This window comes from Rubrivirga sp. SAORIC476 (genome assembly GCF_002283555.1).
GTDB lineage: Bacteria > Bacteroidota > Rhodothermia > Rhodothermales > Rubricoccaceae > Rubrivirga.
In genome coordinates, this window is the sequence record NZ_MVOI01000006.1 from 130,012 (window position 1) to 154,881 (window position 24,870).

Annotated in this window: 19 protein-coding genes and 1 pseudogene; 2 read left to right on the forward strand and 18 right to left on the reverse strand. The window is 73.3% G+C overall.

The annotated features are described in order from the left end of the window. Window positions 1-56: 56 nt before the first annotated feature. From B1759_RS12035 to B1759_RS12110, 16 genes and pseudogenes are all read right to left on the reverse strand, one after another. Window positions 57-992, reverse strand: a complete 936-nt coding sequence (locus B1759_RS12035; RefSeq protein WP_095515323.1) for a hypothetical protein — start codon at window positions 990-992, stop codon at window positions 57-59. A 72-nt stretch (window positions 993-1,064) separates the two neighbouring features. Beyond that, window positions 1,065-1,547: a hypothetical protein gene (locus B1759_RS12040; protein ID WP_095515324.1), complete on the reverse strand. Its 483-nt coding sequence runs from the start codon at window positions 1,545-1,547 to the stop codon at window positions 1,065-1,067. Window positions 1,548-1,626: 79 nt separating this feature from the next. Further along, window positions 1,627-2,394, reverse strand: a complete 768-nt coding sequence (locus tag B1759_RS12045) for a PspA/IM30 family protein (protein ID WP_095515325.1) — start codon at window positions 2,392-2,394, stop codon at window positions 1,627-1,629. A gap of 191 nt (window positions 2,395-2,585) precedes the next feature. Then, window positions 2,586-3,941, reverse strand: coding sequence for a thymidine phosphorylase (locus tag B1759_RS12050; RefSeq protein ID WP_095515326.1), 1,356 nt, complete (start codon window positions 3,939-3,941; stop codon window positions 2,586-2,588). A 253-nt stretch (window positions 3,942-4,194) separates the two neighbouring features. Then, window positions 4,195-4,392: pseudogene (rpmE, locus tag B1759_RS12055) on the reverse strand (50S ribosomal protein L31); the annotation flags it as partial. 94 nt (window positions 4,393-4,486) lie between these two features. Then, window positions 4,487-4,744 carry a hypothetical protein gene (locus B1759_RS12060; RefSeq protein ID WP_095515328.1) on the reverse strand — a complete coding sequence of 86 codons (258 nt, stop codon included), beginning with the start codon at window positions 4,742-4,744 and terminating at the stop codon, window positions 4,487-4,489. Window positions 4,745-4,829: 85 nt separating this feature from the next. Further along, the gene (locus tag B1759_RS12065; protein WP_198948846.1) at window positions 4,830-7,292 is read right to left on the reverse strand and encodes a M14 family metallopeptidase; all 2,463 of its coding nucleotides are present in this window, start codon (window positions 7,290-7,292) and stop codon (window positions 4,830-4,832) included. A gap of 55 nt (window positions 7,293-7,347) precedes the next feature. Next, entirely contained in the window at window positions 7,348-9,960 is a 2,613-nt protein-coding gene (locus tag B1759_RS12070) for a hypothetical protein (RefSeq protein ID WP_095515330.1), read from the reverse strand. Next, window positions 9,961-10,755, reverse strand: coding sequence for a hypothetical protein (locus B1759_RS12075; RefSeq protein WP_095515331.1), 795 nt, complete (start codon window positions 10,753-10,755; stop codon window positions 9,961-9,963). Continuing rightward, window positions 10,755-11,360 (reverse strand): hypothetical protein, encoded by a 606-nt coding sequence (locus tag B1759_RS12080; RefSeq protein ID WP_095515332.1) that lies wholly within the window; start codon window positions 11,358-11,360, stop codon window positions 10,755-10,757. The genes B1759_RS12075 and B1759_RS12080 overlap by 1 nt, the downstream gene beginning before the upstream one ends. Further along, a complete protein-coding gene (locus B1759_RS12085) occupies window positions 11,360-11,944 on the reverse strand; it encodes a hypothetical protein (RefSeq protein WP_095515333.1) in 585 nt (194 codons plus the stop codon). The genes B1759_RS12080 and B1759_RS12085 overlap by 1 nt, the downstream gene beginning before the upstream one ends. Continuing rightward, window positions 11,941-12,426, reverse strand: coding sequence for a hypothetical protein (locus tag B1759_RS12090; RefSeq protein WP_143537370.1), 486 nt, complete (start codon window positions 12,424-12,426; stop codon window positions 11,941-11,943). Before B1759_RS12090 ends, B1759_RS12085 begins: the two co-directional genes overlap by 4 nt. Before the next feature lie 8 nt (window positions 12,427-12,434). Continuing rightward, window positions 12,435-14,630, reverse strand: a complete 2,196-nt coding sequence (locus tag B1759_RS20470; protein WP_158225233.1) for a T9SS type A sorting domain-containing protein — start codon at window positions 14,628-14,630, stop codon at window positions 12,435-12,437. Window positions 14,631-14,947: 317 nt separating this feature from the next. Then, window positions 14,948-17,428 (reverse strand): heavy metal translocating P-type ATPase, encoded by a 2,481-nt coding sequence (locus tag B1759_RS12100; RefSeq protein ID WP_095515336.1) that lies wholly within the window; start codon window positions 17,426-17,428, stop codon window positions 14,948-14,950. Beyond that, window positions 17,421-18,056, reverse strand: a complete 636-nt coding sequence (locus B1759_RS12105; protein ID WP_095515337.1) for a class I SAM-dependent methyltransferase — start codon at window positions 18,054-18,056, stop codon at window positions 17,421-17,423. Before B1759_RS12105 ends, B1759_RS12100 begins: the two co-directional genes overlap by 8 nt. Window positions 18,057-18,139: 83 nt before the next feature. After that, window positions 18,140-18,691, reverse strand: coding sequence for a DUF3124 domain-containing protein (locus B1759_RS12110; RefSeq protein WP_095515338.1), 552 nt, complete (start codon window positions 18,689-18,691; stop codon window positions 18,140-18,142). Window positions 18,692-18,831: 140 nt separating this feature from the next. Here B1759_RS12110 and B1759_RS12115 point away from each other — a divergent pair, with 140 nt between their 5' ends. After that, window positions 18,832-19,734 (forward strand): SDR family oxidoreductase, encoded by a 903-nt coding sequence (locus B1759_RS12115; RefSeq protein ID WP_095515339.1) that lies wholly within the window; start codon window positions 18,832-18,834, stop codon window positions 19,732-19,734. 313 nt (window positions 19,735-20,047) lie between these two features. Then, complete coding sequence (gene asnB / locus B1759_RS12120; protein WP_095515340.1) at window positions 20,048-21,712, forward strand: asparagine synthase B; 1,665 nt, start codon at window positions 20,048-20,050, stop codon at window positions 21,710-21,712. Window positions 21,713-21,757: 45 nt separating this feature from the next. On the opposite strand, the gene B1759_RS12125 is transcribed toward asnB, so the two are convergent. Further along, on the reverse strand, window positions 21,758-21,994 hold the full coding sequence (locus tag B1759_RS12125; protein ID WP_143537372.1) for a hypothetical protein: 237 nt from the start codon (window positions 21,992-21,994) through the stop codon (window positions 21,758-21,760). 152 nt (window positions 21,995-22,146) lie between these two features. Then, window positions 22,147-24,705: an ABC transporter permease gene (locus B1759_RS12130; protein WP_158225234.1), complete on the reverse strand. Its 2,559-nt coding sequence runs from the start codon at window positions 24,703-24,705 to the stop codon at window positions 22,147-22,149. Window positions 24,706-24,870 lie beyond the last annotated feature (165 nt).

Sequence of the window (24,870 nt, forward strand, 5' to 3'; positions counted from 1 at the left end):
AGGCCCGAGGCGGATCTGCCTCGGCCCCTTCCCCGGTTCCTGCGGTCACAGCGAGCTTACCCCTCGCGCTGGCGGCGGCGGAGGTCGGCTTCCGTGTTGGCGGCGTCGCCCAGAATGTCGTCGAGGTCGTCCATGAGGCCGGCGTCAATGCGGCCCTCGACGCGCCCGATCTCTCCGGCGGACGACGTCTCGAAGGCCTCCAGGTCGAGTTCGTTGAGTCCGTCAATGCCGAGCGTGTCGTCGAGCGCCTCCATGGAGTGCTGCGTCTCCTCGACCTCGTTCATGAGCGTGTCGAGTTGGAAGGAGACCTCCTCGGGGTTCTGCATCGTCAGCGACTGCTCGTAGACATAGCGCGTCACGTCCTCGATGGTCTCCAGCTGGGCCTCGATGATGGCGAGGTTCTCGCCCGCCTTCTTGAACCGGTCGAGGCGCTTCTCCAGGATCAGCAGGCGCCGCTGCTTGATGGCGCGGACGCGGGGCGGGTCGGCCTGCATCTCGTTCTGGAGGCCCGTGATGGCGTTCACGATGTCGTTCTCGCCGGTCCGCCGCGCGAACTGGACGTAGCGCTCCTTGAGTTGGAGCAGGTTCAGGTGCGCGTCGAGCAGGCCGTCGAGCTTCTTGAGGTGCGCGTCGAGCAGGCCCTGGCTGGAGTACGGCAGCTTGGCGTAGTTGTCCTTGATCGCCTTCTCCATGTTCCGGAAGCGGACGTAGCGCTTCTGGTCGTCTTTGGCGAGGGTGCGAAAGACCTCGCGGTCGCGGGGCGCCTTGCGCCGCTCGTCGACCTTGCGGGAGCGGACGACGCGTTTGTAGCGCTCGTTGCGGGGGAGGATGCCGAGGTAGAGAAGCTCCGCGGCGGCGGCGAAGACGAGCAGGATGTTGGCGGCGGCCGCCCCCGGCAACAGGAGCGCCGTGACGAGGGCCAGGATCAGGAAGCCCAGGTTCACCGGGCTCATGAAGGCCTCCTTCGTGAAGTTGATCGTCTCGTCGGGCATTGCGGGGTGATGGGTGATAGGGTGATGGGTGATGGGTCGGGCGGGATGCCCTCACGCATCACGGATCACGCATCAGGCGGGGCGTCGGCCGATGGTCTTGGCACCGGCGTTGCCCGTCTCGGGCGTCTCGTCGGCGGGCGGGGGCGTGCGGCCGATGGTCTTGGCCGAGGCGGGCGCGCTCGGGCTGGCGGCATTCTGGGCGGCCTCCGGCGCGGTCGGCTCGCCGCCGCCCATCTGGGCCTTCATCTGCCGCACGAGGGCCTCGGCCTCGGCCTTGGCGAGCGCCTCGCGGTCGACCTCCTCGGCATTGCCGGTGACCGGCGCGAGGCCTTCGGTGGCCAGCTCGAAGCGAGCCTCCGACAGCGCCGCATCGCGCATCAGCTTGTCGGTCATCGCGTCGGTCTCGGCCTCCAGCTCCGGGTTGCGCATGGCGTTGAGCGCGTTGGCCGTGGAGGCCATGCGCTGGGCGCCACGGTGCTGCTGCTTGAGGGCGCGCAGCTTCTGGAGGTGGGCCTTCTCCTCGGCCTTGATGCGCTCGAACTCGGACTTGTCCATAATGGGTGCGGAATGCGGGAGGAGGGGGTGCGTAGAGGAGAGAACGCCATCCCTCCTCTCCGTATCCCATCGTCCCTCGTTACTCGGTGCGCTCGCGGGTGCCGCCGCCGCCACCGGTGGTGGACGGGGCCTCCTCTTCGGGAATGCGAAGCTGGGGCGTCGGCGCGGCTTCCTGGGCGGGCTCGGACATGCCCATCTCCAGCTTGAACTGCTTGACGAGCTCAGCGGCCTGGATTTCCTGGGCGTCCTCCTCGATCTGCATCGACTCCGTGTCGATCGAGTCGAGGGCCATCTCCATGCGGGCCTCGTTGCGCGCGGACTGCTCGTTGACGCGCTGCACCATCTCGTCGTGCGTCTGGTCGACGCCGGCGACCTCGAACTGCTCCAGCGTGTCGGCGATCTTGGCCTGCCACTTGGCGCGGTCGTGGGCGCGGATGGCCTCCTTGGCCTCCTGCATCTTCTTCTCGCGCTCGCGCATGAAGGCCTTCTTGACCTGGAGCGCCTTGTCATAGGCCTGCTCGGCGAACTGGAGCTGCTCGCCCGTCCGCGTCTGCGCCTCCTTGACGCCCTGCAGCTGGACCGCGTAGCGCTGCGCGATGTCGTCGCGACCCGCGTTGATGGCCGCCTTGATCTTGCTCGTCAGCGAGGACTGCTCGGCGGTGTAGCGGCGGTGCTCCTTCTGGAGCAGCATCACGTTGGCCTTCACCGTCGCGATGTTCTCGTTCATCTTCGGGACCTGATCGTTCAACTCGCGCATGTTCTGCTCGAGGATCAGGCGGGGGTCTTCCATCGCAGAGATGGCGCCGCCGAACATCGATTTGATGAGGCGGGTGAATCGCTTCCACATGGGGGCTGTCGGGTCGGGTGGGGAGGCGCCGCAAGCTACGCGGGATGCCGGGAAGGCGAGTCCTACGACAGAGGCGCGGAATGGTTGTCCGGGCCCGCTGGCTCGTGGGCGAGAGCAAAGAGACGTCGGGAACTGGCAGAAGCGAGAGGGGGCGAGGAGGCTCCGACGCAGAGGCCGCCTCTGGCGAGTCCCTAGTCCGCGTTCCCCATGCCTCGCTCCCAACGCGTGCCGTCGAAGCGGTCCAGCAGCAGCGGACGGGGCGTCGGGGGGGCAGCGCCGAGGGTGAACGCGGCCCGGACTGCCTCGGTATCCGCGCGGGAGGGGTCGGAGGCATAGATCTGGGCGAGGACATCGCCCGCCTCGACGCGCTCGCCGAGCGTCTTGTGGAGCACGAAGCCCGCCTTGGGGTCCACGTCGTCCTCTTTCCTGGCCCGGCCCGCGCCGAGGTCGACGGCGGCGTAGCCGAGCGCGAGGGGATCAATGTCTGCCACGAAGCCGGACGTGTCGGCGGTGACGGTGGCGACCGGCTCGCCCATGAGCGCGTCGGGGTCGTCGAGCGCGGCCACGTCTCCGCCCTGTGCGGCCACGATCTCCTGGAGGATGCCGAACGACCAGCCGTCGCGCAGGGCCGCCGAGGCCAGCCGCCGCCCGGCCTCGGGGCTCTCGGTCGCACGTCCGAGGTGGAGCATCTCGCCCGCCAGCGCCAGCGTCACCTCCACGACATCGTCGCACGGGCCACCCGCAGGCGTCTCCTCCTTGAGCAGGCGGATGGCCTCGGCCGTCTCCGGGCCGTTGCCGATGGCCCGCCCGAGCGGCGTGTCCATGTTGGTCAGCAGCGCGACCGTCGGCGTGCCGAAGCCGATGCCGACGCGCACGAGCGTCTCGGCCAGCTTCCGCGCCCGCGTCTCGTCTTTCATGAAGGCGCCTCGGCCGACCTTCACGTCCAGCACCAGCGCGTCGATGCCCTCGGCGAGCTTCTTGGACAGGATGGACGCCGCGATGAGCGGGATCGACTCGACGGTCCCGGTCACGTCGCGGAGCGCGTAGAGGGCCTTGTCGGCCGGGGCGATCTCGCCCGTCTGGCCGATCAGCACCGTGCCCACCTCGGCGAGCACCTCGCGGTAGCGCTCAATGGAGAGCCCGACGTCGAAGCCGGGGATGGCTTCCAGCTTGTCCAGCGTGCCGCCGGTGTGGCCGAGGCCGCGCCCCGAGATCATCGGCACGGGCACGCCGCAGGCGGCCACCATCGGCGCGAGCACCAGCGACACCTTGTCGCCGACGCCGCCCGTCGAGTGCTTGTCCACCTTGACGCCCTCGATGTCCGACAGGTCGAGGACGGTTCCGCTGTGGAGCATCGCCCGCGTCAGGGCGACCGTCTCGTCGTCGCTCAGCCCGCGCAGAAACGCGGCCATGAGGAAGGCCGACATCTGGTAGTCGGGTACGTCGCCTGCCGTGTAGGCGGCGATGAGCGCAGCGATCTCGTCGGGGGCGAGGAGGCCGCCGTCACGCTTCTTCGTGATCAGGCGGACGACGTTGAGGTCGGACACGGGGAGGGAGGAGGGGCGTGGGGCGAACGGCCGAGACGGGCAGGCGCTCGCAGAAGGGCCGGTGCAGGGTACGACGCGCGACCGGATGGGCTCGGCAGCGGGCGCAAACGCAACGAGGCGGGCGGCGTGAAGCCACCCGCCTCGGCGGAAATCGGCGGAGCGGCTGTTAGGCCTGCTCGGCGGCCGCAGCCTCGCGGGCGGCCTGGTCGGCGGCGTCCTGCTCCTGCGCGGCGACGGCCTGCTTGGCCTGCGAGTTGCCGTAGCGGCGCATGAACTTCTCGACGCGGCCGGCGGTGTCGACCATCGTCTTCTTGCCCGTGTAGAACGGGTGGTTGGACGAGTCGACCTCGGACTTGTAGTCCTTGCCCATCGTCGAGCGCGTCGTGAACTCGGTCCCGTCCGCGAGGGTGACGGTGACGAAGGGGTAGTCGGGGTGGATGTCGTTCTGCATCGGAGTAGGCCGTTTGGCGGACAGCGAAGGTACAGGGGGCACGCGGGCAGCCCAAGAGGGGCGGGCGGTGTTCCTCCCGTCTTCGCGCGCCGTCCTACAGGAAGAGCCGCCCGATCAGGTCATACGCGATCAGGCCGACGAGCGCCCCGGTCACGAACTCGCCCCAGCGCGGGCTCCGTCCCTGCCGGATCGCCACGCCCGCGATCACGAGCAGCGCCGCGAGCGCCAGCTGGCCCGTCGGCAGGGCGGGGGAGGACGGTGAGGCGCCGAGCACGCCGTAGGCCACGAGTGCGAGCACGCCGAGGCCGATCGCGAGCGTGCCGCTGGGAGAGGGCGAGGGAGCGTCGGGCATGGGAGGGCGGGTCAGGGGCAGGTATGGGGTACTCGGCACGGCGCGTTCGGTGCCGGAGTGGCCACGGGCGCGTACCGAGAGCCCACTACCACGCCTCCATCCCGAAGACGGCGTTGGCGAACAGCAACTGGCCGTCGGCCCAGAAGCCGCGGAAGAGGGGCGAGTCGGCCAGGTAGACGACCTCGCCGCGGCCGACGTCCTCGACGCCGAACACGAGCGAGTCCTCCAGCCGCTCGCGCGCTTGGACGCCCGCGAACCCGGCCGCGGGCGCGCCACTGCGGACGACGCCGACGTTCCAGCCGTCCGTCAGGAAGTCGACCGGCGCGACGCGGCGCTTGAGGACGTAGGTCCAGTCGGGGTAGCCGAACGCGAGCGGGTGCGTGGGGTCGAGGGCGACGCGGTAGACGGCGCCGGGGACGCTCTCGGAGGCGCCTCGGCGCTCGCGCTCGGCGTAGGGGCGGAGCGCGGCGGCGGCAGTCGTGTCCGCCTCGGGCGCGTCGCGGACCGCGGCGTCGAAGCCGTCGAGGCGGGCGATGGACGGGACGGCGCGCTCCATCGCTACCAGACGGCCCCCCGCGCGGATCCACGACCGCAGCATGTCGGCGCGGTCGGACGAGAGCCAGGCGCCGTAGCTGCCGTCCGGCATCACGAGCACGTCCACGTCGGCGAGCGTGGCGGCGGACACGTCGTCGGCGGTGAGCAGCGCGGCCGGGTACTCGACGACGGCGTCGAACCAGTGCCAGACCTCGCCGAGCGCGGTCGGCGAGACGGGCGTGTCGGCCAGGACAGCGACGGACGGGCGGCGCACGAAGCCGACACGGTTCGAGCCGAGGTCGGGCCCGGAGGTGGCGAAGCCGCTCGCGAGCGCCGTCAGTGGTCGGCCTGTCGCCTGGGCCGCCGCGCGCACGACGGCGTCGAAGCGGTCCCCGAGGCGGGCGTTGCCGGCGCGCGTGACGACGAGCGCGCCGCGTCCGAACGTCCGCCCACCCGCCTCGAACGGCTCGGGCACGATCCGCACGCCGACGCCCTCGCGGAGCAGCCGTGCCAGCAGTCGCGCGTCGTCCGGACTGCTCCACCCGGCGACGTAGGCATAGGGGCGGCCCGACGGCACCGTCGCGGCGGGCGGTGCCGGTCCGCCGGTCGCCACCGGGCCGGTCGCGGCCACGCCCTCGACGCCGTAGACGTAGGGCAGCGCCCACGCCGTCGCGTCGTACGTCACCGAGTCGCCCAGGACGGCCTCGGGCTCGAACAGGACGGCTGCCAGACGCCCCTTCGGCTGGTCGGCCGCGACCACGAGCGCACCCGCCTGGACCGCGACCCGCCCCGCCTCGGCCGGTCGGTCGAGGCCTCCGCCGTAGCGGACGCCCGAGACGGTCTGGTCGGTCGCCCAGCCGTACGCGATGCCCTGCAGGTCGAGCAGCGCCGCCAGCGCGCCGAGGCGGCCGGGGTCGCCCTGGGCGACGTAGGTCTGCGCCCCGGCGGGCGTGGCCTGGAAGTAGGCCGCGAACTGGCGCCGTACCTCGGCTGCGTCGCGGGCCGTCGTGGCGACCGTCGTCAGGCCGGTCGCGACGTGGTGGTCGATGCGGTCGCGCAGCGTCAGCGTGTCGCCCTCGGCGGTGCGGATGGCGAGGCCGGCGCGGCCCGATCCGCCCTGCTCGTAGGTCATCCCGATGGCGCCGTTGAAGGTTGGCCACGTGTCGCCGTAGGCCGGGTAGAACAGGTCGAACTCCTCCTTGGTGAAGTACAGCCAGCCCTCGCGGTCGAACACCTCGGCGTTGGCGCGGCCGATGCGCGTCTGCAGCTCGCGCTGCCACGGCGTGATGCGCGGGTGGAACGGCTCGGCGGCCGGCGCGAAGTAGTACGGGCTCTCGACGCCCTGCTCGTGGAAGTCGACGTGGACGGCGGGCAGCCAGCGGTTGTAGGCGGCCAGTCGGGCGCGCGTCTCGGGCTGCGTGCCCCAGGCCCAGTCGCGGTTGAGGTCGAACAGGTAGTGGTTGAAGCGCCCTCCGGGCCACGGCTGGTCGTGCTCGCGGGCGTCGGGGTCGGCGTTGGGGAGCGCACCGCGCCGCTGTCGGTAGCCCGAGACGTAGCGGTCACGGCCGTCCGGGTTGAGGCACGGGTCGAGGACCACGACCACGTCGGCCAGCCTCGCCGGGTCCTGCGTCAGGTCGTAGAGCGTCTGCATCGCCGCCTCGGTGCTGACGGCCTCGTCGCCGTGGACGTTGTAGCTCAGCCAGACGACGGCCTTCGTCGGCTCGCCCTCGCCGCGTGCTGCGGCGACGCTGCTCTGCCGGGCGGCCTCGGCCACCGCGGGGCTCTCGGCGACGACGGCTAGCAGCAGCGGGCGCCCCTCGGGCGTCTCGCCGTAGCGCTCCACCGTCACCAGCGGCGAGGCGTCGCCGACGGCCTCGACGTAGTCCACCACGCGGTGGTGGGGCGTGAACCGCTCGCCGAGGGCATAGCCGAGGAACGCCTCGGGTGTCGGCACCTGGGCGGCGGCGGCGGCGGAGAGCAGGACCGCCAGGGCGGGGAGGGCAGAGCGGAGCACGGGCAAGGGAGCGGGTCTCCCGGAAGCTACCGGCAGAGCCCCCTCCGTCTCGGACTCAGTCGAGGCGCCGGAACGTCCGCCGCCGGGGCGCGGCCTCCAGCGTGACCGCAGCCACGGTGCCCGACGTGAGGTCGATCTCGACCGCCTCAGCGGTCACCCCGCGCGGCAGCGCCGCCGGGTCCACGCGGACCGTGTAGCGCCCCGGCGCCAGGCCGACGAACCGGAACGCGCCCTCGGGGTCGGTCACGCCCCGCAGGCTGGCCCCCGTCTCGCCGACGATCTCGACCGAGACGCCGCCCAGCGGCCGCGACGGCCCGGCGAGCTGGCGGCCCGTGCGCGAGGCCTCCAGCAGGAGGGCTCGGCCGATCACCTCCGCGCTCGCCGGCGCGGCGAGGTCGGCCAGTCGTGTCACCTCGCCGCCGCCGACGCGCACGGGGACCGCGCCGAGCGCGTACGGCGACGCCCCGGCCGCGTCCGCGCCGACGGTCAGCTCGTAGGCGCCGGGCGGGAGGCCGGAGAGGGCGAACGACCCGTCGGGCGCCGACAGCGCGGCGGTCTGCCCGACGAACACGGGCACGCCGCCCAGCCCCAGCCCGGTCTCGGGGTCGATGACGCGGCCCTGGACGGCCCCGCTCTCGCGGCTCCGCGCTAGGGGCAGCGCCAGTGGCTGCGACAGTGTCACGAGCGCCTGCCAGCGGTCGGCGGTCAGGCGGAACGGGTCGGCGTCGTCGGCCAGGCGGAGGACGCGGGCGGAGAGGCGCTGCCCGCTGCGGGCGGTCCATGCGAGCGCGCCGTCAAGGCCCCACAGGTCCTGCGCGCCCTCGCGGAGCCGCTGCTGGGCGAAGACGGTGGCGCGGACGAGCAGCGAGGGCGTCGGCCGGATCGCGGCGCCGAGTGACGGGCGCCACGCCAGGCCGGTCTGGGTCGACGCCGAGCCGCCCAGCCCGACGAGCACCTCGGCGCCCGCCCCGAGGCGGAGCCGGGTGGCGACATCCGCCCCGGCCTCATCGTCCCGTGCCTCCCCTGCGATCCGGCGGCGGGCGAACCCGCGGAGGTCGCCCTGAACCCGTCCCAGCTGGAACGGGCTCCGCACGCGCGCGGCCCCCTCGGCCAGCGGCCGCGCGTCGCGGACGTAGCGCGTGCCGCCGACCTCCCACTGGAGGCCTCGGCCCGTGCGGCCCGACAGACGCGCGTTCTCCAGCGCGATCCCGACCCGCCCCTCGCGCGCCAGCACCCGGTAGCGCGTCGCCCGGGCGGACACGTAGCCGTCGCCGACGTAGAGGACGGCCTCGCCGCGCGCGTCGACCGTGCCCGCCGTGAGCAGGGGGAAGGAGGAGGGCGTCGACCGGGTGGCGGCGGTCAGGCGGACCGGGCCGCGGCGCACGTCCAGCCGCGCCGCGCCGCCCGCCTCGGTGGCTCCGCCCAGGCCCGCTTCCACGTCCACCCGGACGCCCTGGGCCGGCTCCACGACCGTCCGCAGGCCGAGCAGGGTGCCCGCCAGCGGGCCGGTTCGCACCAGCCCCATCGCCCCGATGCGGATCGGCATCGCCGCCGTCCCGACCGACCGCGACGCGCGGAGGCCGACGGTTCGGTCGCCGGGCAGGTAGCCGATCCGGTCGCCGAGGGCGAAGGCGCCCGCCGTCCACCGCGCGCGCTCGGCCTCCCCGGCGATGCCCGCCCCGAGCACCACGCCTGCCAGCGGGCCGTGGTCGACGGCCGCGTCGCCGAGGGTGGTGATGGTGGTCGGCGTCGAGAGCTGGGCCCGGTAGAGGTCGCGGCCGGTGAGCGCGTCGCCGCCGACCGCGGGCGCCCGCACGCTGACCCGAAGCCGCGCGTCGCCGTTCTCGCGCAGCAGGCCGCCCGCGTCGAACGTGACGAGCGCGCCCGACTGCGACCCGCCGACCGGGTCGGACCGTGTGGCGACCTCGATGCCGACGCGCCCGGGCAGGTCGTGCCGCGCCAGCCGGAGCGCGCCGGGCTCGGGAACGGCCAGCACGCGCACGTCGGTGGTCTCGACGAGCCCCGAGGCCGCGTCGGCGGCGTCCAGGCGGACCCGGATGCCGCGGCTCTCGACCAGCGCCGACGGAGCGGTCAGCGTCAACGTCGTGACGATGGTCTCGCCGATCCCGATGGTGACTGCGCGCTGCCCGAGGCGGGCGTCCCAGCCCACCGGGACGGCGGCCACGAGGTCGAGCGTGAGGGGCACGTTGCCGTCGTTCGCCAGCGTCACGGGCAGGTCGCTCGGCTCCCCGGCGACGAGCGGGTGCGTCGGGCGGCCGACCGCGATCCGCGCGGCCCGGCGCTCGGGGATGGTGACCGCGACCTGCGCCTGGGCCAGCGTGTCCGGGCTGAGCAGCGTCACCCGGACCGGGACGGTCCCTGCGGCGGCGCCTTGCGGCGGCGACACGATCACGAACACCGACCGGGCGCCGGGGCCGAGCGCCAGCGTCCGCGGCCCGCGCGTGCGCCACGTCGGCGGGGCGTCCACCGCGACGCGGACGCGCGCCGAGTCGGCGCTGGTGACGCGGAAGGCCAGCGTGGCCCGCCCGCCGTCGGCCACCTCGACCGCGCCCGCCTCGGGGGCTCGGAGGGTGACCTGGGCGTGCGTCGGAGACAGCACACCGCCGATCAGCACGCTCCACCACACCGCCAGGGCGACCGCCCGCACCTAGCCGCCCGAGGGGAGCCCGTCGAGCGCGATCTCCTTGCCGAACACGTCGTCCGCGCCCGGGTCGATGATGACGAGCGCCGTGTGGCCCGCGCGCGGTGCCGTCAGCGGGAGGCGGACGGTGATCGACGAGCCGGGGTAGAGGATCGGGCGTCCGCCCGCGACCGTCTCCGCCAGCGCGCCGTCGGGACCGTAGACCTCGGCCAGGACCTCCGGGCCGAGCGCCATCTCGCCCGTGTTGGCGAGCGTGAACGTCAGCACGTCGCCCTCGGCGCCCGTCACGACGGCCTCGTCGCGCACCTCGAACCCGAGCTCGCCCGGCCCGACGTGCGTGATGAGCTGGACGCCCAGCCGCGACCGCCGCCGGATGCGGACCTGCCGCTGCCCGTCGTCCGTCGCCGACGGCGCCTCGGGGAGGACCTCCTCGATGAGGGCGACCGACCAGTACGAGCCGGCCAGCCCCGGCTCGTCCGGAACGCGCGTGGTGTAGGGCACCAGTGCCGTCTGGCCCGGCAGCACCGTCAGCACCGTCGCGGGCATCGACAGCCAGCCCGCGTTGGAGCGCGGCGCCGTGCCGGGGGCGCCGTACGAGGGGCGCCCTCGGTCGAAGGCCAGGTCCTGGAGGTAGACCCGCATCTGGACCGCCTCGGTGCCCGCGTTGAACAGCTCGATGGCCGCCTCGTCCTCGGCGCCGGGCGCGACCTCGGTCGGCACGATCAGCCCCGAGCGAACATGGATCTGGGCCGCCGCCCCGGAGGCGACGGCCCAGAGGAGCGCCAGGAGCAGGCCGCGCATCATCCGCCCGGGAAGGCCGGGGCGGCCGTCTGCAGGATCGTGTACGTCACGTCGAACGACCGGTCGGCCTCGTCGGCCGTGAGGTCGTCCAGCTCGACCGAGTAGCCGATGACCTGGGTCGCGTGGCAGAGCGTGATGCCGCTGGCGGCCGCGATCTCGGTGTCGTCGGCGGTGAGCGTGACGGCGCCGCCCTGAGCCCCGCAGGACCCCGGCGTGCCCGACGTGCTCGTCGACGTGTTGATGGTCGAGATCGCGCCCGGCGTGACCGTGATCGACAGGTCGTTCCAGTCGCCCGCCGAGGCCGCCTCGACGGCGATGTCGACCTGGTGGGCGAAGTCGAGGTTGGTCGCGAACGTGATCCGGTCGCTCAGCGCCAGCGTGCTGCCGGTGCCCGCGGGGGCCGTCGGGTCGGTGTCGTCTAGGCCGGGCGCGAAGTCGAACACCAGGTCCGAGTCCGCGGCGCCGTCCTGGTCGTCCAGCGAGACGACGTGGGTGAACGGCTCGATCTGCACGATCAGGTCGAGCTGGTCGTCCGTGTCGGACTGGGCCCACGCGGCGGGCGCGAGGGCGAGTCCGAGGAGCAGGAGGAGGGAGAAGCGCGGCATTACTCCGTGGCCAAGATCGTGTAGGTCACGTCGAACGCGCGGTCCGTCTCGTCGGCCGTGATCGAGTTCAGCTCGACCGAGTAGTTGACGAGCTGGGTCGCGTGGCACAGCGTGATGCCGCTGGCGGCGGGCACGTCGGTCGCGTCGGCCGTCAGGGCGACGGCGCCTCCGGCGGTGCCGCAGGACCCGGCGTCGCCCGCGACGCTGGTCGACGTGTTGATGGTCGAGATCGCGCCCGGCGTGACCGTGATCGTCACGTCGTTCCAGTCGCCGGCCGTGGCGCCGGTCACGTCGATGTCGACCTGCTGGGCGGTCGCGTAGTTGGTCGCGAACACGATCCGATCGTCGAAGGCGACGGCAGCGGGCGGGGCGCCGGTCGTCGGGTCGGCGTCGTCGAGGCCGGGAGCGAAGTCGAAGATCAGGTCCGAGTCGGGCGTGCCGTCCACGTCGTCGAGGGAGACGATCTGGGCGAAGCCCTCGATCTGGACGAGGAGGTCGAGGCTCTCGTCGGTCGACGTGGCGGACTGGGCGAAGGCGGCGGGCGCGAGCAGGAGCGCGAGCGCGGTGAGGAAGAAGCGGGTCATCGGAGTGTGGGGGTGAACAGGGTGTGTGAGCGAAGGGGCGCCGTGAGCGCGCCCCCGGGGACAGGGTCCGCGAGGACCCAGAGATGAACGTGGAGCGGGTGGGCGCCCGCGGGAGCGAGCGCGTCGACGCGGGCGCCGAGGTCGAGGGTGACGAGCGTCCGCCCGGCGGGGAGGCCGGTCGCCAGCTCGCACGGCCCGGCGGCGTCGCAGGCGTGGGTGCGGAGCCGGGCGTCGGCCGTGGTGGGGGCCACCAGGCCGTGGGCGGCCATCTGGAGCGCGATCGCGGCGGAGGGGGCAGGGGCGTCGGCGACGAGGCGGCACGTGGCGCCCTCGGGGCAGGTCACGGCGACCGTGCGGCTCGCAGAGGACGCGTCGGTGACCTCGACCACGCCGACGGCGTCCAGCACCGCCACGCGGGCGATGTCGTCCGACCACGCGCTCTGGGCCTGGGCGGCCACGGCGAGCAAGAGCAGGGGCAGCACGCGCAGCATCAGCGGACCACGGTGAGGCGCTGCACGGCGACGCCCGCAGACGTGCTCAGGCGGACGACGTAGACACCGGCCGGCAGGCCGCTCGTGTCGAAGGTGGCGGCGGACTGCATTGAGGCGTCCGCGACCACGGCGACCTGGCGGCCCAGGGCGTCGTAGACCGCCACCTGCGCCGGGCCGTCGGCCGACCACGTCAGGCGGGCCAGGCCGCGCACCGGGTTCGGGGCGGCGGCGAGCGCCAGCGTCGCGGCCGAGAGCGGACCGTCGGCGGCGGTCGAGGCGGAGGAGAGGGTCAGCGGGATCTCGGCGGCCCCGGCCAGGCCGGTCTCCATCGAGGTCCCCTCGGTCACGGCCGAGGCGGGGATCTGGAGGACGCGGCCTTGCGCGAGGTCGACCGTCTGCCCGCCGAACGTGGCGACGACGGTCCCGACCGGAACGCTGCCGTCGGCGTCCAGCAGGCGGATCTCGTACCGCGCGGCGCCCAGGCGGACGGCCCCAATGCGAAGGCGCGTCGCCACGTCGCCCGTCGGCAGGCCCTCCTGGCCGAGCGCGTCGTCGCCGACGGCGGCCAGGGCGAAGGCGGCCGCCAGCGGACCCGGTGCGGGCGTGTCGAAGGCGTCGGAGCCGCTGGAGGCGTCCGGGGTGAGGAGGACGGCGACCTGGGCCTGGCCGAGCACGGCGCCGTCGGCGTCAAGCGCGGTGACCGCCAGGCGGACGCGCCCGACCTCGGTCTGCGCCCGGCGGGCGGCCGCGGCGGGCACCGGGAGCGTGACGCTGGTGGCGCCCCGCCCGATCCGGTCGCGGCGCAGGAACCCGGCCTCGGCCGGAGCGAGTGCGTCGCCGAGCGTCCGCGAGCGGGACTCGTAGCTCATCGTCTCGGCGTCCCACACGAAGACGGCGTCGCGGAAGCCCTCGGCGTCCAGCGTCGACAGGTCGAAGGTCTGGGCGAACGGGTTGCCGACGAGCGCGAAGGCCGTCTGGTCGTCCAGCGGGCCTGCGCTGGCGGCCGCCGTCGGCGCCGCGGCGGCGTAGTCGACCGTGATGCCGGCGGAGGTCAGCGGCTCGTCGGCGGAGTCGGGGAGGTAGACGGCGACCGCCTGCCCGCCGCCAATCTCGTCGGCGTCGGCGACGGCGACCCAGGTGCGGCCGGTCCAGCGGAGGACACGGCCCAGCCCGCCGGGCGCGTCGAGCGTCAGGTCGAGGTCGTCGGCGAGGTCGGCGAGCGTGGCCGTCTCGGCGGTCGGGCCGAGCAGGCGCCAGCCCGTGTCGTTGCCCAGCCCGTCGGTGCCGGGGAAGGTGACGCCGACTGCGGGCACGATCACCTCACAGGTGATGGTCACCTCGCCGTCCTTTTTGCCGAAGGGATCGCCGGGCGTCTCGCTCGCGACGTCGCCGGTGGTGCCGTCGGTGGCGGAGAGCACCTCGCCCGAGAACACGCCCGTGTTGACGTAGGACGTGCCGCCGGAGCCGCCGCCGAAGCTGGTCAGGTTGGAGAGGCCGCCGTCGCCGCCCAGGTAGCCGCCGCCGCCACCGCCGCCGTTGACACCTCCTCCGCCCGCGCCGACGCCGTTGCCCCCGTTGCCGCCCGCACCCGGAGCGGTCACGATGACGGACCCGCCGCCCGTTCCGCCCTGGCCGCGTGCGTTCGTCGCGCCTGCGCCACCCCCGGATCCGGCCGTGCCGGCCCCTGCGACGCCGAATCCACCGCCGCCACCGCCTCCGCCCGCGGGGCCTGCGCCCTGTGCGCCGCCCGCCGGCGTGCCTCCGAGTGCCGCGCGGCCGCCTTCACCGGGGGCGTTGCCCTGTCCGCCGCCGCCGCCGCCGCCCGCGACCGTGAGCAGCGTGGAGCCTGTCGCGACCGCCGTGCCACCGCCGCCGCCCGCCGAGACGGTTCCCGCCAAGCCCGCCGAGCCGGTCAGGACCTGGAACGTGGTGCCGCCGGGCACAACGAACCGCGACACGACCCGGGCGCCGCGCCCGCCGTTGCTGGGGTAGTTCGTGGGCCGCGCGCCGTCGGCTCCCCGCGCCGAGACCGTCAGGGTGTAGTCGTCGCCGACGGGCGGCGTGAAGGCGCCGGGGGTGGAGAACGTGACCGGCGTCCCCGAGCAGATCTGGGCCTGGACAGCCTGCGGGGCGAACGAGAGAAGGCCAGCGAAGGTGGCGAGCCGGAAAGCGCGCCCGAGAGGAGCCAGGGACATAGGGTCTGTCGGAGCCGTGCCGAGGCACGAGGGTGAGCCACGGCGCCCGGCTTGGGGGAAACCCCGAGGGAGCGCCGTGGCCAAACGATAATCCGTGAACCCTCCATTCTGGGGCGAATCGGCGGGTTCCTAGGCCCGGATGCGCGCTCGTCCTACGTGCGGCGACGGTCCGCACCGCCCGTCCAGACGGTCGCGAACGCGCACAAAAACGCCCCTCCGCGTCGGCGTCGGTCGATTCGGTCGCTCTGGAAGCGATGCGTCGGCCGAGTGAGCGACGCCAGCCTTCCCGAGGCCCGCCGGACCCGATCCACCCCGTCCTACTCCCGGTAGGCCAGCAGCCGGAGCGCGTTGGCGACCACCACCAGCGTCGACCCCTCGTGGAGCGCGACGGCCGGGCCGATGCCGAGCCCGAACAGCGTCGCCGGGACCAGGAAGGCGACCATGCCCAGGCTCATCCACAGGTTCTGGCGGATGATGCGCCGGGTCGTCCGGCTCAGGCCGACCGCGAACGGAAGTCTCGACAGGTCGTCGGCCATGAGCGCCACGTCGGCGGTTTCGAGCGCGACGTCGCTCCCCGCTGCGCCCATCGCGATGCCCACGGTCGCGTTCGCCATCGCGGGCGCGTCGTTGACGCCGTCGCCGACCATCGCCACCTCGCCGCGCCGGCGGAGGGCCTGGATCGCCGCCACCTTGTCGTCGGGCAGGAGGTCGCCCCGCGCCTCGTCGATGCCGACGGCCCGCGCCACAGAGTCGGCGACTACCTGAGCGTCGCCCGAGATCATGATCGTCGTCTCGATGCCGAGGGCGTGGAGTTTTTGGATGACAGCCTTCGCGCTCGCCCGCGGCGTGTCCATCAACCCGACGACGCCGAGGAACCGGTCGCCCCGGCGGACCAGCATCGTCGACCGCCCGTCGGCTTTGAGCTGGCGGTCCCGGTCGAGAAGCGCGTCCGGGGCGGGCGTGCCGCCGTCGAGGGTGAACAGCGCAGGCTTGCCGACCTCGACCGCCTCGTCGCCGAGGCGGGCGCGGACGCCGTGGCCGGTCACGCTCTGCAGGTCCTCGGCCGGGACCTCGCCCGTCGTGCGGTCCGCCAGGTCGCGCACGACGGCCCGCGCGAGGGGGTGCTCGCTCAGCCGCTCGACTGCGACGACGGCCTCTAGCAACTCCGCCTCGGTCGCGCCGTCGGCCGGGATCACGTCGGTGACGCGGGGCCTGCCCTCGGTCAGCGTGCCCGTCTTGTCGAAGGCGATGGCCGTCAGCCCGCCGAGCGCTTCGAGCGGACCGCCGCCCTTGACCAGCACGCCGCTGCGTCCGGCCCGTGCAACGCCCGACAGCACGGCGCTGGGCGTCGCGATGGCGAGGGCGCAGGGCGAGGCGGCGACGAGCACGGCCATCGCGCGGTAGAAGGACTGGGCGAACGTCTCGTCCACCACGACCCACGCGAACAGCAGGCCGACGACGAGGGCCAGCACGGAGGGCACGAACACCTTCTCGAAGCGGTCCGTGAACCGCTGCGTCGGCGAGCGCTCCGTCTCCGCCTCGGCCACCATCTGGACGACGCGCGCCAGCGTGGTCTCGCCCGCGGGCTTGGTCACGACGACGTCCAGCGCGCCGCTCCCGTTGAGCGTCCCCGCGAACACGCGGTGCTCGGGCGCCAGCGCCTCGGCGTCGGCCAGGGCGGCGTCGAGGTCGTCCACCGGTCGCTTGTCGACGGGCACGCTCTCACCGGTCACGGGCGCCTGGTCGACCGCGCTCGTGCCGACCGCCACGACGCCGTCGGCCGCGATCCGCTCGTCGGGGCGGACGACCACGGTGTCGCCGACCCGCAGGTTGCCGACGGGTACCTCGGCCTCGACGCCCTCGCGGCGGACGCGGGCGGTCGCGGGGGCTAGCTCGCCCAGGGCTTCGATGGCGCGCCGCGCGCGGCCCATCGCGTACCCCTCCAGCGCGTGGCCGATCGAGAAGAGGAACAGCAGCAGCCCGCCCTCGAACCACTCGCCCAGCGCCGCGGCGCCCGCCGCCGCCACCAACATCAGGAAGTCGATCTCGAAGCGGCCCGCGCGGATCGACTCCCACGCCTCCTTGACCGTGAACCACCCGCCGAACGCGTACGCGCCGACGTAGAGCGCCAGCGGGACGGCCTCGGCCACCTCGGTGACCGTGTCGAGCGTCCAGCCCAGCCCGACGCAGACGCCGCTCAGGACGGCGAAGACCAACTCCGTCCGCTCCCCGAAGATACCGCCGTGGGCGTGGTCGTGTGCGCCAGCGTGACCGTGTCCAGCGTGCGCGTCGTGGCCCTCATCCGGTCCGTGGTCGTGGCCCGTATGGTCGTCGTCCGCAGGAGGCTCGGGGGCGTCCACCGTCACGCCGAGGTCGGCGAGGGCGCGGCGGAGGTCGGCCTCGGAGGTCGCCTCCCGGTCGAACTCGATGCGGATCGGTCCGGTCGCGTTGGCCTCCGCCTCGACGACGCCGGGCGTCTGCTGCAAGCGTTCCGTCACGGTCCGCGCGCGGCGCTGGTGGCCCAGCCCGTCGGCGGGCCACAGGACGTGGCCGTAGCGCGCCGTGATCGCGGTCCCCGCGGCCTCGGCGGTCCGGCGCAGGCGCGGGAGCGCGACCACGGCCGGGTCGTAGTGGAGGCACAGCTGCGCCGGGCGCCCGCCCTCGGCCGGGACCACATGGGCCTCCTCGACGCCCGTCGTCGCCGCGAGCGCGTCGGTGAGGCGCGTCACGCAGGCGTCCCGCTCGTCCGGCGCGTCGGGAAGGAGGAGAGGGAGGTCGAGGCGGAGCGGGTCAGGCATGGGGGGCGGCGAGGGGTTTGCGGAGCAGGGCCGCCTCGAACAGCCCGCCGAACAGGGCCGGCTCGCGGTGTTCGAGCCCGAGCCCGGTGCCGTCGAGGAGCGGGCCGAGCTGCCGGTTCAGGTCGGTGGCGACGATCCGGGTGACCGCGCCCGCGAGCCGGCGGCGGATCGACGGTCGTTCGCCGTCGGGTAGGAACTTGTCGAAGACGGCCACCCGCCCGCCCGGCCGGAGCACGCGGGCGGCTTCGCCGATCGCCGCCTCCGGGTCCGGCACGACGGCGAGCAGGAGGTGGAGCAGGACCACGTCGAACGAGGCGTCGGGGAGGTCGAGGGCGTGGGCGTCGAGCCTGCGGACCTCGACGACGGATCCGAGGCGGTCGGCCTCAGCGCGCGCGGCGCGGATCATGCCTGGCGCCACGTCGCCCGCAACGACCTCGGCCTCGGGCGGCAGGTGGGCGAAGTCGAGACCCGTCCCGCACCCGGGGATCAGGACCCGCTCACCGGGCTGGAGGTCGGCGAGCGCGAGCGACCGCCGGCGTCCGGCATCGAGGCGTCGGACGATGGGATCGTAGACCGGCGCATAGAGCGTGTACCGGAGGCGATCCCAGAGCGTCGAGGTAGTGGCCATGAGGAGCAAGGGGAAGGCGCAGATCGCGTTGAGACAGCGAGGGGAGCCGGAGGTCCGAGGAGAGGCTGCGGCTGGCGCGGCCGTCAGGGCTTCGTCTCGCCGAGCGTCCGCACGACCTGGCCGCGGCTGACGAGCGACACACCCTGCCCCTGGGCCGTCGAGATCATGACCGCCTCCACGAGGGGCGCGCTCACCTCGGCCTCCGCGACCCACTCGACCAGGAAGTTGGCGCCGACGCCGCCCGTCCGGTCCCGGCCCTCGATCACGAACGCCTCGGACGCCAGCGGCCCCAGCGAGACCGGCTGCTCGACGTAGCGCCGCACGAGCCGCCCCGTCGAGTCGTAGTACCCGACCTCCGCCACGGTGAGCGCCCGGTCGGGGTCCGTGTTGCGGATGCTGAGAGTGGCCGTCAGGTCCAGTTCGCGCGTGCCGTCCTGGTGGAAGATGTGGGAGTAGACCGGCACGTAGATCGTCTCGCCCACGACGGCATCGGCGGGCGCCGTGGTGCGGACCGTCGTGTCGGGGGCAGCCGGGGCCGCCTCGGGCGACCGGCCGGGCGCTTCGCACCCCGCGAGCACGCAGAGGCCCAGCAGGACGCCGAGGCGGGCGGGGCGGAGACGGGGGAGCCGGGGCATGGGCGGGGGAGCGAGGGCGAGGAGTGAACCGGATCCGGAGCGTTCGGGTCCGCTCCCGGATCTCGTCGTTGGACGAAGCTGGGGACAACCCCCACGGCCCGCTGTGCATTCAAGGGCTCCCCTCTTCCTTCCCTTTCGCCATGTCTGACACGTCCAACCAGTACGACATCCAGAACCCGCTCACGCAGTACCCGCGCCCGCCCTTCCCGCGCCAGCCGCAGCCCGCGCCGGGTCTGATCGGCGAGATGGACCCCGTTCCCGATCACGGCGAGACGAGCTACCGCGGCCTCGGCCGGATGGAGGGCCGCAAGGCGCTCATCACCGGCGGCGACTCCGGCATCGGCCGGGCGACGGCCATCGCCTACGCGCGCGAGGGCGCGGCGGTCGCCATCAACTACCTCGACGCCGAGAGCCCCGACGCCCAGTCGCTCGCGGACCTGATCGAGGGCGAGGGGGGCACGCTCGTCCGCCTGCCCGGCGACCTCACCGACGAGGCGTTCTGCGAGCAGCTCATCGCCGACGCGGTCGACCAGCTCGGCGGGCTGGACGCGGTCGTCATCAACGCGGGCAAGCAGGTCTACACCGAGGACATCCAGGACCTCACGACCGAGCAGTTCGATCAGACCTACAAGACGAACGTCTACGCGATGTTCTGGCTGTCGAAGGCCGCGCTCCCGCACCTCCCGCCGGGCGGCACGATCATCAACACGACCTCGATCCAGGGCTACAGCCCGTCGCCGGGGCTCCTCGACTACGCCTCCACCAAGTGGGCCATCATCGGGTTCACGAAGGCGCTCGCGAAGCAGGTGATCGGGGACGGCATCCGCGTCAACGCGGTCGCGCCCGGCCCGTTCTGGACGCCGCTCCAGCCGTCGGGCGGGCAGCCGCAGGACAAGGTCGAGGAGTTCGGCTCCCAGGTGCCGTACGGCCGCCCCGGCCAGCCCGCCGAGATCGCGCCGATGTACGTCTTCCTGGCGACCCAGGAGTCGGGCTACACGACCGGCGAGGTCTTCGGCTCCACCGGCGGCGAGCCGACTGCGTAGCGCGGCCAGGTCCCTCCGCCTCGGTTCCGAGGCGGGGGAGGTGGGCTCACAAACGGAGTCGATCTGAGGGCAATCTTTCACTCCCCCTTGACCCGGACCCCCATCGGGCGATATCGTGAAGGCACTCGACCGGCGCCTGCCTTGTCTCTCTCGATCAATCTCGTCAATCGGAATCTCGGCTCCTCAGGGAGGCGTGACCGGTGGCGTGCGTAGAGGGTAGCAGACCCACACACGACCCGAGCGGCCTCTCCACTCCCGGAGAGGCCGCTCTTTTTTTGTCCCGACCCGACACTCGTCTCGCCCCCCCGATCTCATGTGCTCCATCCTCGGCCTCCTCGACCTCCAGTCCGATCCCGCCACCGCGCGGGCGACGGCCGTCCGCCTGAGCGGCCTGCAGCGCCACCGCGGCCCCGACTGGTCGGGCGTCTACGCGACGGACCGCGCCATCCTGGCCCACGAACGGCTCGCCATCGTCGACGTGATGCACGGCGCCCAGCCGCTCCTCAACCCGGAGGGAACGCTCGCGCTGGCCGTCAACGGCGAGATCTACAACCACCGCGCGCTGCGCGAGGGGCTGGCGGAGCCGTTCACGTTCCAGACCGAGTCCGACTGCGAGGTCATCCTGGCGCTCTACCAGGAGCACGGGGCCGATTTCCTCGACAGGCTGACGGGCATCTTCGCCTTCGTGCTGGTGGACGCGGAGCAGGACCGCTACCTGATCGCCCGTGACCCGATGGGCGTGATGCCGCTCTACACCGGCCGCGACGAGCACGGGACGCTGTACGTGGCGTCCGAGATGAAGGCGCTGGTGCCGGTCTGCAAGCAGATCGAGACGTTCCCCCCCGGCCACGTCTGGGACAGCGCCGTCGGCCACCCGGTCCGCTACTACACGCGCGACTGGATGGCGTACGACGCCGTCAAGGACAACGACGCGACGCCCGAGGCAGTCCGCGAGGCGCTGGACGCGGCCGTCAAGCGCCAGCTGATGACCGACGTGCCGTACGGCGTGCTGCTCTCCGGCGGGCTGGACTCGTCCATCACGGCCGCCCTCGCCATGAAGTACTCCAAGCAGCGCGTCGAGGCGGACGATCAGCAGGAGGCGTGGTGGCCTCATCTCCACTCGTTCGCGATCGGCCTGGAGGGGTCGCCGGACCTGGCAGCAGCCAAGGAGGTCGCGGCCCACATCGGGACGGAGCACCACACGCTCACCTTCACCGTCGACGAGGGCGTGGACGCGATCCCGGAGGTCATCCGCCACCTGGAGACCTACGACGTGACCACCATCCGCGCGGCCACGCCGATGTTCCTGATGGCCCGCCGCATCAAGGCGATGGGCATCAAGATGGTGCTCTCGGGCGAGGGGTCCGACGAGATCTTCGGCGGCTACCTCTACTTCCACAAGGCGCCCGACGGCCAGCAGTTCCACGAGGAGACCGTCCGCAAGCTGGACCGGCTCCACCAGTTCGACTGCCTGCGCGCCAACAAGTCGATGGCGGCGTGGGGCGTCGAGGCCCGGGTCCCGTTCCTCGACCAGGAGTTCCTCGACGTGGCGATGCGCCTGGACCCGGAGGCCAAGCGGCCCACGGACGGCAAGATGGAGAAGCACATCCTGCGGGAGGCCTTCGAGGACATGCTCCCGCCGTCGGTCGCCTGGCGCCAGAAGGAGCAGTTCTCCGACGGCGTCGGCTACTCGTGGATCGACTCGCTGAAGGCCCGCGCCGAGGAACTGGTCTCGGACGAGCAGATGGCCGCCGTCGACTTCCGCTTCCCGATCCACCCGCCGGACACGAAGGAGGGCTACCTCTACCGGACCATCTTCGAGGAGCACTACCCCCACGACGCCTGCGCGCTGACGGTGCCGTCCGGCAAGTCGGTCGCGTGCAGCACGCCCGAGGCGCTGGCGTGGGACGCGTCGTTCGCGTCGTCCGCCGACCCGTCCGGCCGCGCCGTCGCGGGCGTCCACGTGGAGGCGTACTGACCGGCCCCGCCCGCCTCGGTGTGCTCGCGGAGCGACCGAGGCGGGTCAGCTCGGGAGTCGCATGTGGTTGAGGACGTAGTCCGCCTCGGTCTTGATCTCACCGCGGCCGAGGCTGGCGAGCCCGCCGCCGACAGCCTGCCCGTTGCGGACGAGGTCCGTGTTCTGGCCGGCGCCGCTCCGCGTCACGCCGAGGTACCGGATGCAGTCGAGGATCCGGTCGCGGTCGCCGGTCCCGTAGAGGCGGGCGTGGAGGTGGGGGTAGCCGTGGGGAGGGAAGTACATGTCGCCGCCCGACCCTTTCAACCAGCCTCGGCGGCTGAGGGCACGGGCGACGTCTTCCTGAAACACGCGGGGCATGAGGCTCGGAGGGAGGTGGGTCCGAACCCAATATGAATCAGACGCTTGAATGATGGATCGGGTGGCCACACGAACCGCTAGCCCTCCGCCCGCAACACCGCCAGCGGCGGCTGCTGCAGCGCGCCCCGGCTCCCCGCCAACCCGACCGCGACGGTCAGTAGGGGCACCACGAGCAGCGCCCAGCCGAGCCACGACAGATCCGGCCGGAAGGGGATCTGGAAGGCGAACGTCGCCAGCCCCCACGCCCCGGCGACGGCCAGCAGCCCGCCCGTCAGCGCGGCCAGCACGCCGAGTAGCGCGTACTCGGCGGCCAGAATGGTGCGCACCTGCGCGCGGCTGGCGCCGAGCGTCCGCAGCACGACCGCCTCGCGCGTCCGCTGGGCCAGCGCCACGCGGACGGCGCCGGCCAGCACGACGAGACCGGTCACGACGGCGAACAGGGCCATGAACCGCAGCACGAACGCGACCCGGCTCAGCACGCGGTCGACGAGCGCCAGCACCAGCCGCACGTCGACAGCCGACACGTTGGGGAACGCCTCCACGACCGCCGACTGGAGCCGCGCCGACGCCTCCGGAGAGCCCGCGCGCGTGAGCAGGATGGTCGTCTGCGGGGCGTCGGTGAGCGGGCCCTCGGGGAAGACGGCGAAGAAGTTGGGCGACACGCGCGCCCAGTCCACCTCGCGGAGACTCGTCACCTCGCTCTCGATCTCAGCGCCGGAGATGGACCACGTGATCCGGCTGCCCAGGCCCACGTCGAGGTCGAGCGCGATGTCGGTGGAGAGCGAGACCGGGATCACGGCCGCGTCCGCCTCGGTGGTGCCCTCGAAGGTGCCCGCGGTGAGCGTCTCCGAGTCGACCAGCCGGTCGCGGTAGGTCGAGCGATACTCGCGCGTCAGCGTCCAGCGCTCGGGGCCGCCCTCCCGTCCGGAGAACGACTCGTCGGCGCTCTCGGCGAGCGTGTCGATGGGGACGCCGTCGATGGCTGCGATGCGCATCGACACGAGCGGGACCTCGTCGACGATGGGCAGGCCCTGGGATTCCACGAGCGCCCGGAGGTCGTCGCGCTGGGTCGGCTGCACGTCGAACAGGACCACGTCGGGGCTGCCCGCGTCGGCGGACGGCAGGGCGACCTGCGCGAGGATCGACTTCTGGACGAGGCCGAGCGCGAGCACGAGGAAGACGCCCAGGCCCATCGTCAGGAGTAGCACGAGCGTCTGGTTGCCGGGCGCGTGGAGGTTGGAGAGCCCCTGTCGCCACGCCCACGGCAGGCCGGGCCGGACGATGCGGCGGACGACCGCGCGCACCAGCGCGGCGGCCAGCGCCAGCAACGCGAACACGGCCGCGGTCCCGCCGACGAACGCGGCGGCGCCCACCACCGACTGCGTCTGCAGGTACGCGAACCCGGCCACGACGCCCACCAGCACCACGCCGAGGCCGAGGCGGAGCGGGTCGAGGCCCTGTGCGGCGGCGTCCTCGCGGAGCGCCCGCAGCGGCGGCACCCGACGGACGCCCACCAGCGGCAGAAGGGCGAACAGGACGGCCGTCGCCGAGCCCACGCCGAGCCCTTCGGCCAGCGCCCGTGGCACGATCGCGTTGTCCACGTCGACCGGGAGGAAGTCGGCGAAGACGAGCGGGAGGAGGCGCTGCACGCCGACACCGAGCAGCGCTCCCAACGCGGCGCCGATCACGCCCAGCGCGAGCGCCTGCAGACCGTACGCCGCCAGCACGCGCCGCGACGACATCCCCAGGCACCGCAGCGTCGCGACCGTTTCGGCCTTCTCGCTCACGTAGACGCTCACCGACGACGCCACGCCGATGCCGCCCAGCAGCAGCGCCACGAAGCCGACCAGCGACAGAAAGCGCGTCAGGTAGCCGGACGCCTCCGAGACCTCCTGCTGCTCCTCACCCGCAGTCTCATAGCGCACCTCGGCGGCGTCGAGCGCCGGGAGGACGGCGTCGAACCCGGCCAGTTCGTCCTCGAAGCGGAACGCGGCCGAGAAGCGGGCACGGCTGCCGAAGCCGAGCAGGCTGTCGTCCAGGGCCACCAGCGGCAGGTACACGCGCGGCCCGACCAGCCCCGCGATGTCGGGCTGCCCCGGCACGCCGTCCACCTGCCCGAGGATGGCGTAGCTCCGGCCGCCGATCTGCACCGAGTCGCCGACGGCGGCGTCCATCTGGAGCAGCAGCGTCGCGTCGACGAGGGCGCCGGTCGTGTCGCGGCCCAGCGCCCCGGCGGCGTCCGCTGGGGTGGTCTCGACGGCGCCGTAGAGCGGGTACGGCCCGTCGAGCGCGCGGATCTGGACGAGCCGCGCGAGCCCCTCGCCAGCGGCGGCGGCGGGGAAGCGCGCCATCGACGGGAACGAGGCCTCGCGGACGACAGTCGCGCCGGTCGCGGCCTGGAGCGAGTCCAGCAGCGCCTGCGTCGAGTCGGGGAACGCCGACCCGCGCCGGACCTCCACGTCGGACCCGAAGACCTCCTTCGACTGCTCGGCGACGGCGCGCTCCAGGTTCAGCCCGAACGAGCGAATCGCGACGAGGGCTGCCACGCCGAGCGCCATCGCGGAGACGTACAGCACCAGTCGCCGCCGCATCCCGCGGCTGTCCTGCCAGGCGAAACGGAAGGGGGAGAGGGCCATGGGGGAACGTGTGCGAGGGGGCCTGTGGGACGCAAGCCGAAGGTGGGCGCTCATCTGTCAGCCCGAGCAGAGCGAGCCAGAGGTCAGCGTCGGCGAGGACCGCCGAAGGACCTGCTGACCTGGGAGACTCGTCAACGCAGCGCGGCCAGATCCTTCGGCTCCGGC